The organism is Vibrio sp. 1F253 (genome assembly GCF_041439295.1).
GTDB lineage: Bacteria > Pseudomonadota > Gammaproteobacteria > Enterobacterales > Vibrionaceae > Vibrio > Vibrio tasmaniensis_A.
Genome location: NZ_JBGONU010000084.1, coordinates 1 through 8206 on the forward strand (window position 1 = coordinate 1; position 8206 = coordinate 8206).

General features: G+C 41.8%; 7 protein-coding genes and 1 pseudogene. 2 read left to right on the top strand and 6 right to left on the bottom strand.

The genetic code is table 11. The features are described 5' to 3' along the window. Positions 1-298: 298 nt before the first annotated feature. The 4 genes from ACED28_RS22125 to ACED28_RS22140 all read right to left on the bottom strand — a co-directional run bounded on the left by ACED28_RS22125 (position 299) and on the right by ACED28_RS22140 (position 4599). A complete protein-coding gene (locus ACED28_RS22125; protein ID WP_371710760.1) occupies positions 299-1825 on the bottom strand; it encodes an endonuclease in 1527 nt (508 codons plus the stop codon). Positions 1826-2034: 209 nt separating this feature from the next. Continuing rightward, the gene (locus ACED28_RS22130) at positions 2035-3039 is read right to left on the bottom strand and encodes a metal-dependent hydrolase (RefSeq protein WP_371710762.1); all 1005 of its coding nucleotides are present in this window, start codon (positions 3037-3039) and stop codon (positions 2035-2037) included. Between the two features lie 143 nt (positions 3040-3182). Next, positions 3183-3611, bottom strand: a complete 429-nt coding sequence (locus ACED28_RS22135) for a hypothetical protein (RefSeq protein ID WP_083994626.1) — start codon at positions 3609-3611, stop codon at positions 3183-3185. Positions 3612-3789: 178 nt separating this feature from the next. Next, on the bottom strand, positions 3790-4599 hold the full coding sequence (locus tag ACED28_RS22140) for a sulfite exporter TauE/SafE family protein (protein WP_371702332.1): 810 nt from the start codon (positions 4597-4599) through the stop codon (positions 3790-3792). 328 nt (positions 4600-4927) lie between these two features. On the opposite strand from ACED28_RS22140, the gene ACED28_RS22145 reads away from it, so the two are divergent. After that, on the top strand, positions 4928-5905 hold the full coding sequence (locus ACED28_RS22145) for a DUF1852 domain-containing protein (protein WP_029222927.1): 978 nt from the start codon (positions 4928-4930) through the stop codon (positions 5903-5905). 46 nt (positions 5906-5951) lie between these two features. After that, on the top strand, positions 5952-6980 hold the full coding sequence (locus ACED28_RS22150; protein ID WP_009846559.1) for a methionine synthase: 1029 nt from the start codon (positions 5952-5954) through the stop codon (positions 6978-6980). Between the two features lie 99 nt (positions 6981-7079). On the opposite strand, the gene ACED28_RS22155 is transcribed toward ACED28_RS22150, so the two are convergent. Together ACED28_RS22155 and ACED28_RS22160 are read right to left on the bottom strand one after the other, a co-directional pair. After that, the gene (locus ACED28_RS22155; RefSeq protein WP_032555233.1) at positions 7080-7562 is read right to left on the bottom strand and encodes a tetratricopeptide repeat protein; all 483 of its coding nucleotides are present in this window, start codon (positions 7560-7562) and stop codon (positions 7080-7082) included. Further along, positions 7560-7991: pseudogene (locus tag ACED28_RS22160) on the bottom strand (GNAT family N-acetyltransferase); the annotation flags it as partial. The gene ACED28_RS22155 and the pseudogene ACED28_RS22160, both read right to left, overlap by 3 nt. Positions 7992-8206: the final 215 nt, after the last annotated feature.

Here is an 8206-nt window from a genome sequence, read left to right on the forward strand (position 1 = left end):
TGGTTCACGCTTTCGTGGTGAACAACGCTTCATACGACTTCACGTCGCACGGGCATAAATGAGCTACAGCTTCCCCTAAATTAACAATTCAGAGATAACTAAAGGTATGGAAAGTCGCTTGACGTAGCGTCCAGTATTGATGGTGCAGACCACTGACAAGTATACGGGTCTTCTGACAATATGCTTTTTCAAATATTTAAAATCATGCTCTCTAATGCCCCTCAATAAAAAAGCCCAAACAAAGGATTGGGCTCAATTCAATAATCATGAAGCCATTGTCATGGTGGTTATATTCCGATTAATTTCCCCAGATTTGGCTTACAAACTCTGGATGGTCAATAAACGGATTACGATTCCCTTGAAAATCATGTACTGCCTTATTTCGGTCGATTTCTTTTTGGCTTACTGGATCTTCAGAATGCCAACGCTTTAGCATAGTAAGTAGCCAAGGTTCAAAAACGGTTGTATTGGTTCCATCCAGAACGGCATCAGAGCTTGTAGAGTTCCCTTCCCAATTAGCGATTTCATTTTCATAACGTGTTGCCATGTAGAAATATGCTCTTGCGAAATCACCTTTAAACTCATCAATTGGCTCAAACACCGTACCCACATAACCAAGAGAGTTCGCTGCGCTGCCTAACTTAGAACCATTGCTTGATGTGTATGTCGCGCTACTCACCTCACCAAACCAGCTTTTCGGGAATGAGTGCTCACGGTTGTAGCAATCACCTTCTTTGCTGTATTGACCACATTGATCGGCCACCTTAGTAAATTGGATTGAATCAGAGCCTGAAGGTTTCTCCGAATACATATCGAGAATCGACCCATCAGTGTCATAGTATGCGTCTAGGTCAGCCTCAGACACCAACGTCCAAATAGCGGTGTAACCCTGACTGCTATGATTATCAATAATTTGATATAAGGCCGTTTTTAACGCAAAGCCCACTTTGCCTTCAGCGTCTTTATAATACTCACCTAAAACTGGTGGTTCAGTTGGTGGTGTAGTTGAACCACCAATTGTAAATTCTGTACTCTGACTTGCTTGGAAATCACCACCAGATGCCACAACGGTTCCGTTTACCGATAAACTGTATGAACCATTCCCCACACTGCAGCACATTCCATCTCCATAAGAGTCTAAGACTTCTAGGATGTAGCTACCATCCGCTAAACACATTTCCACTTCATTGATGGTGTTATTTTGATAGTCTGAACCAGAATAAAGAGTTTGAGAAACTGAGTTTTTGAGAGACCAACTGGTTTCAGAACCATAGTTATCCGTCACTAGCGTGAGTGCGGCACTTGTGTCATTGCAGCTTTGTGTGGGTGGAGTCTCCGTCGGCTGAAAGTTATCTAAATACACCACTTCCGAACCATCAAAACCTGCATCATCATAAAATCGTACGCCCACAACGATATCTTTAGTGCTCGTAGCGCTGTACGAGTGAGTCAATGCTTGCCACTGATTCGTTAAACCATTATTCGAGTAGCCTAAATAGCCATCAACAAAAAGGCGAGCTTTCACGTTGCCTTCCGTGTGGTAAACATCGACAGAGAAATCATAAGTTTTCCCTTGTTCAACACGTATCGTTTGCAGAAAATCGGTATTACTTTGAGTGCCTGTATTCACTGTTACTTGCGCAGAGAAACTGCCGTTATTAACAGGTACGTTAGAGGGTGAAACTGCAATGCCGGAGTCAATCACACTCCATCCAGATGGTACGTTTCCTTCCCAGCTTTCGAAACTTCCATTTTGCATTTGCGCATGCGCACTCACTGAACAAAGTAATGCAACGCCACTTAGTGTTATTATTCTATTTATCATATAACCTTCTGTTTAATTAGATAAAAAACCAACTAAGCTTAGAAAGTATTCATAAGATGGATAGAGATATAAATCACATTTATAAATGTAAGCACTGTCAGATTTATTAATATATGTGATGTAAAGCAATGCAACATCGACCTGTTAATCAAACGAATAAAAAGCCGAGCAGATTACCTAACTCAGCCTTTTTACCCTCTAGACATAGATCATTTATCGCCAGTGAGCATATCGAAGAAGATCTGTCTCGACTCTGGGGTGTTGTCTCGATGAGTTTCGTATTTTATATGCGAATTGGCATCAACAGATTTTGATAACTTGATACTCCAAAGTGCTTTCATTTGATTCGGTACAATTGAGTATCGGACGTCGATAATACGCAACTCGTCCGTTGGGTCCTGAGCAATATAACCATTAGAGAACCAGCGGAAGCGTTCAATATCTTTTGCTTGTTGTGAATTAGGGTCAAGCCAAGGTAAGTCCCTGCTAACATTCAGCTTAGCGATCGACTCTCCTGGATATACGTTTACCGATGTGCCAACCCGCACTGCGTCTACATGATAATGAGCCTCTGTTTCGTACACCACTTTCCAAACCAAGATATTCGCAAAGCTCGGTTTTGCCTCTAATCGAATCGGCGTGTGTTGTCTTTGTTCCGCTAATTGCCACCCAATCGCCTCTGCCCTATCTCTTTGTATCATCCCTAATGTTGGATAAATTAGAGCCCAAGCAAACGCAACACGTGCTAGACAAGGTACTCGTTTCAACGTTGCAAACACAAGCAAAACTAGGATGGGCAGCGTATAAACAGGATCGATGATTGATATGGTATTCCAAGCAAAACGCGCATTAGTCAAAGGCCAAAGTAACTGCGTGCCATAAGTGGTACAAGCGTCTAACAGTGCATGAGTGCCATAGCCCAGAGCGCAAAACAGCCAGCTTTGTTTGAAAGAAAGCCCACGCCTTTTTGCAATCAGGTGATGCAGAACCAAGGCACATATCAAACTGCCAATGGGGATAAAGAAGAGTGAATGGGTAAATTGTCGATGAAATTCCAACACCAACAAAGGGTCACTTTGAGACTTAATCAGTGCATCTAGATCTGGTGCCAATCCAGAAAGCAGCCCTAATACCCCAGCAACAACCAAATGTTGTTTTTTGCTTACCGATTGTGACAAAGAAGCGCCTAACACGCCCTGCGTTAAAGGGTCCATAAATCACTCACTGATAGCATTCCGTTGAATCAAATAAGATACATTTAGCTATAGCAGTGAATTGGTTTAAATAACAATGTTTTATCAAGATAATAATGTTGATAAAACACCCTGACATTAATGGATTCCATGAAGAGTTAGCGTTAAACGTTTTGCTGTGTGGCCTTGCTTAACAGCATTTCCCAATCAGATTTATCAACCTGTCCTTTGTGAACATTCACTTTGTAATAGCCATTTTTAGTCAGTGATTTAACTTGAATATACTGACGAGAAAAGACAGAGTTTTTGATCGCTAAGTTCGCTTTAACGTCATGTAGATGTATCTCTTCACCGACTAAAGATAAATGTCTTCGGGTGAACTTGGAGACCAAAGCATAGACAGTGATCATGATTAAGATAGAAGTAACGAAAGGGAAAAACTGGAGCTCAGTCTGATAAAATAAGTTGATAGCTAAAGATGCGATCACGTAACTTATTGTCATTGATAGAGCCACGTTCCAACGTGGGCCGTTGCCCTTAAATGAAATTTCTCGTGCCATCGCTCGCTCCTTTAGATAAGTATTTGACCACATTTGAATATTTATTAAACGCGAACAATCTTATTATGAACCATGGTGCATTAAAAGGAGTGACTCATATTATTGGAGGGCTCAGATCGCAATTAGACATTTACATGCATTTTTTCGCACCTAAATGTCTAATGAATAAAGAAACTGATTCAGTTACAGGTTACTGAATCAGTTTCTTTAATTAACGAGCAACCATGCTGGCTGCAATAACCACCAACAGTACTGAGAAGATCTTCTTAATCGTTGGAACCGGTAAATGGTTAGTTGCTTTTGCGCCTAGCGGAGCTGTAAACCAAGATGTGCACACGATGCCCAGCAATGCAGGCAAATAAACAAAGCCAGCAAAACCGTCTGTTAGAGCAAAGTGGCTGCTGCCTGAACTGATGTAACCTATCGAGCCAAACAACGCGATAACAATGCCACAAGCCGACGCACAACCAATCGCCTTTTTCATATCGACAGAGAAGAACGTCAATAGTGGAACCAGCAATGCCCCACCACCAATGCCTATCATGGCTGACAAGCCGCCCGTAATAGTTGTAAGAACCGTTAGTACGCCCTTGTTCGGTAGCTTTCGTTCTTTAGGCGCGTCATTTTTGCTGCTTAAGAACATCTTGATCGCAATAAGAACCACACTCACGGCAAACACAATACGAACCACTTTTTCCGGTAAAAGAGCCGCCATAAAGCCACTAATCAATGCACCCAGAGCAACACCCAACATGATCCAAGGTGCCAAATCCCAAGGCACGTTGCCATTTTTGTGGTGAGCAAGCGCAGAAGAAGTTGAGGTAAACAAAATTGATGCCAAGGAAGTCGCAATCGCTGCAACGACCACTTGGTCAGCAGGTAAAACTTCTAAGTGAAGTAAAATGCTGCTTAACACAGGTACAATGATAAGCCCTCCGCCAATCCCCAAAAGTCCGGCAAGAAAACCAACACCACTGCCTAATAATGCACAGTATAAAATCAACAACAGCAACTCACTCATTTCGTCCATCTCTTAATTAAATTAATTGTCTTAAATAATACACTATTAATGTGGTTATATTTCCATCAAGCCAATTAATATAACTGACACCACCTAATATTTTCAAACATAATAGATCATGAATATTCCTCATGTTGAATGTGAAGGAATACCATTGTTAATCATTTATCGAACCAAGTATAAAAATACCAAGCGATTAACTTAATACCGTATTAATTTTTCATACAGTATTGCCTTCAACTATTAATCCGGTCACAAGCAAAAATAAAAGCAATTTTAATTCTAAAGACCGAGAAAGTCAGACAACAGATTGGGATATCAGATCAACATGAATACAGAATTTAATTTTACAATTAAGAGCATTAGCCTCGACGAGAACTACCAACCTGCGGACAGTACACGTATCACCACCAACTTCGCTAACTTGGCGCGTGGTGACAGCCGCCAAGCAAACTTGCGCAATGCACTGCAGATGATTGACAACAGTTTCAACGCATTAGCACACTGGGACAACCCAAAGGGCGACCGTTACTCTGTAGAGCTTGAAATCATTTCTGTTGATATGGACATTGAAAGCAACGGCGAAGCATTCCCTTCCATTGAAGTACTGAAAACCAATATTCTGGACCGTAAAACCAACGAGCGTATTGAAGGCATTATCGGAAATAACTTCTCTTCTTATGTTCGAGATTATGACTTTAGCGTACGTCTATTGGATCATAATAAAGGCCAAGAGAAATTCAGCATTCCAGAAGATTTTGGGGATTTACACGGCAAGCTTTTTAAATATTTCGTTAACTCTGACGCTTACAAAAAGAACTTTAATAAACCACCTGTTATTTGCTTAAGCGTGTCAGATAATAAAACCTATTACCGAACCGAGAACCAACATCCTGTGTTAGGTTTTGAATACCAACCGAATGAGTCTTCTTTGACTGAACAATATTTTAAGAAGATGGGGTTACAGGTTCGTTACTTCATGCCGCCAAACAGTGTCGCACCTCTAGCTTTCTATTTCTTTGGTGATCTACTGAACGATTACTCAAACCTAGAGCTTATCAGCACCATCAGCACCATGGGTACATTCCAAAAAATCTACCGTCCTGAGATTTACAACGCGAATGCGGTTGCAGGTAACTGCTACCAACCAAACTTGAAAAACTTGGATCACTCGCTAACTCAAATCGTGTATGACCGAGAAGAACGAAGCAAATTAGCTATCGAACAAGGTAAATTCGCAGAAGAGACTTTCATTAAGCCATACCAGTCAGTTCTAGAGAACTGGTCTGCCAACTACGCGCTTTAATCGAGCAATTGCGCTCTTAAATCACCAAGGATAGGCAGTATACGTTATGAAAACATTATTACCGACTTCAACAGCAGGCAGCTTACCTAAGCCATCTTGGCTAGCACAGCCAGAGACACTTTGGTCTCCATGGAAACTGGAAGGCGACGAATTAACCGACGGCAAACAAGACGCGCTACGTGTCTCTCTTCAAGACCAGCAACAAGCCGGTATTGATATTGTGAGTGACGGCGAACAGACACGTCAGCACTTTGTAACAACCTTCATTGAACACCTGAATGGCGTGGATTTTGAAAAGCGTGAAACCGTTAAAATTCGCGACCGTTACGATGCGAGTGTACCAACAGTCGTTGGCCCTGTTTCTCGTCAAAAGTCGGTTTTTGTCGAAGATGCTAAGTTCTTACGCCAGCAAACGGATCAACCAATTAAGTGGGCTCTACCGGGGCCAATGACCATGATAGATACGCTTTACGACGCGCATTACCAAAGCCGTGAAAAGCTAGCATGGGAGTTCGCAAAAATCCTTAACGAAGAAGCAAAAGAGTTAGAAGCGGCTGGTGTTGATATTATTCAGTTCGATGAGCCTGCGTTTAACGTATTTTTTGATGACGTGAACGATTGGGGTATTGCTTGTTTAGAAAGAGCCATTGAAGGGCTTAAGTGTGAAACTGCAGTTCATATTTGTTATGGCTATGGCATCAAAGCAAATACGGATTGGAAAAAGACACTAGGTACCGAATGGCGCCAATACGAAGAGGTATTTCCTAAGCTTCAGCAATCGAATATCGATATCATCTCATTAGAGTGTCATAACTCTCATGTGCCGGTTGAATTGCTTGAGCTCGTTCGAGGTAAGAAAGTGATGGTCGGTGCTATCGATGTTGCAACCAATTCAATTGAAACGCCGGAAGAAGTTGCCGACACTCTACGAGAAACACTGAAGTATGTTGATGCCGATAAGCTCTACCCGTGCACCAACTGCGGCATGGCTCCCCTTCCTCGTGAAATTGCCTCAGCTAAGCTCAATGCGCTAAGCGCTGGCGCAGAGATCGTTCGTAAAGAACTTTCAGAGTAACGGTTTAAACTCAAACTAAAACCGAATTCTTGAAGCCTAAGTATCCTATTAATACTTAGGCTTTTTCTATATTAGTACATGATCTTTATAAGCAGCGGCTTACCAGGTTTTATCTAAGTCTTGAGCATATAAAGAGATCGCGCGTTGGTACTCTTTAATCGCATCGCTATTAGTCGTAGATACCAAAAGCTCAAGTAACAGCGACGTCGCCTCTTTATGGCGATCCAAATTGTACAAACACATTGCGTAGAAAGGTTTCACCTCTATCGAGTCAGGATATTCAGCCATAGTCTGTTCGAAATAGCCTAAAGCCTCTGCATAAAGACCAAGGCTTCGATAAGTACTCGCCAAACCGAACAGCGCATCAAAACGCTCTACTGAAGAAAGCACGCCAGACAGAGATAGCACATAATGCTCAATCGCCTGTCGCTCTTTACCTTGATTATCGTAAGACCACGCGATCTGCAAGTGCGCTTTCGCGGCATAATTTTCATCAGTGAGTAGCGTTGCCAACAAGTCACGTGACTCTTGGTACTTCTCTTCTTTTCGCAATTCGATTGCTTGTTTGATAATGGTGTCCATAGTTCTTCCTAAAATCAGTTCCATTTCAACGAGTCCTTTCACTTCAGACAACTGAGTAAAACCTTTTGATTGATAAAGCTTAATAGCGGGGTTCTCACTGAACACTCGCAACACTAACTGAGCCGATGATTGATTGTTCGCATGTTCAATAGCTAAATCGAGACACTTAGAACCAAAGCCTCTATCTTGATATTCAGCTAATATCTGCAAGTCCCTAAGAAACGTTGTATCACAGTTGTAACTGAAGCGGATAACACCAATACGGCTATCCCCTACATAAACTTCATAGTTATCCAGTTCATCCCAGCTGCGTAAAAACTGACTATGACCCCAAGCGATGCCACGAGCTTGGTAGTAACTCGCCATATTCGTTTTAGTGATCGATTCAGCGAACTTAGGATCGGAACCTTTGACTAACCTTACTTCCATATTGTGTCCTTTGTTTCTAAATCAAACATTGAGCAATACGTAATTTAAGTACCAAGAGTATTGCATCGTGTTTAAACCATCCTAATCAATCTGGTTCCTTGGTTAACGCCTTCTCTAACCACATTGAACTGATGTATTGACCGTTTTTCTTCGCATATTCACCCCCTCTGGCAGGATAGTTGTCACTGTTAAAATTTAACCAGTTTGGGCGATAA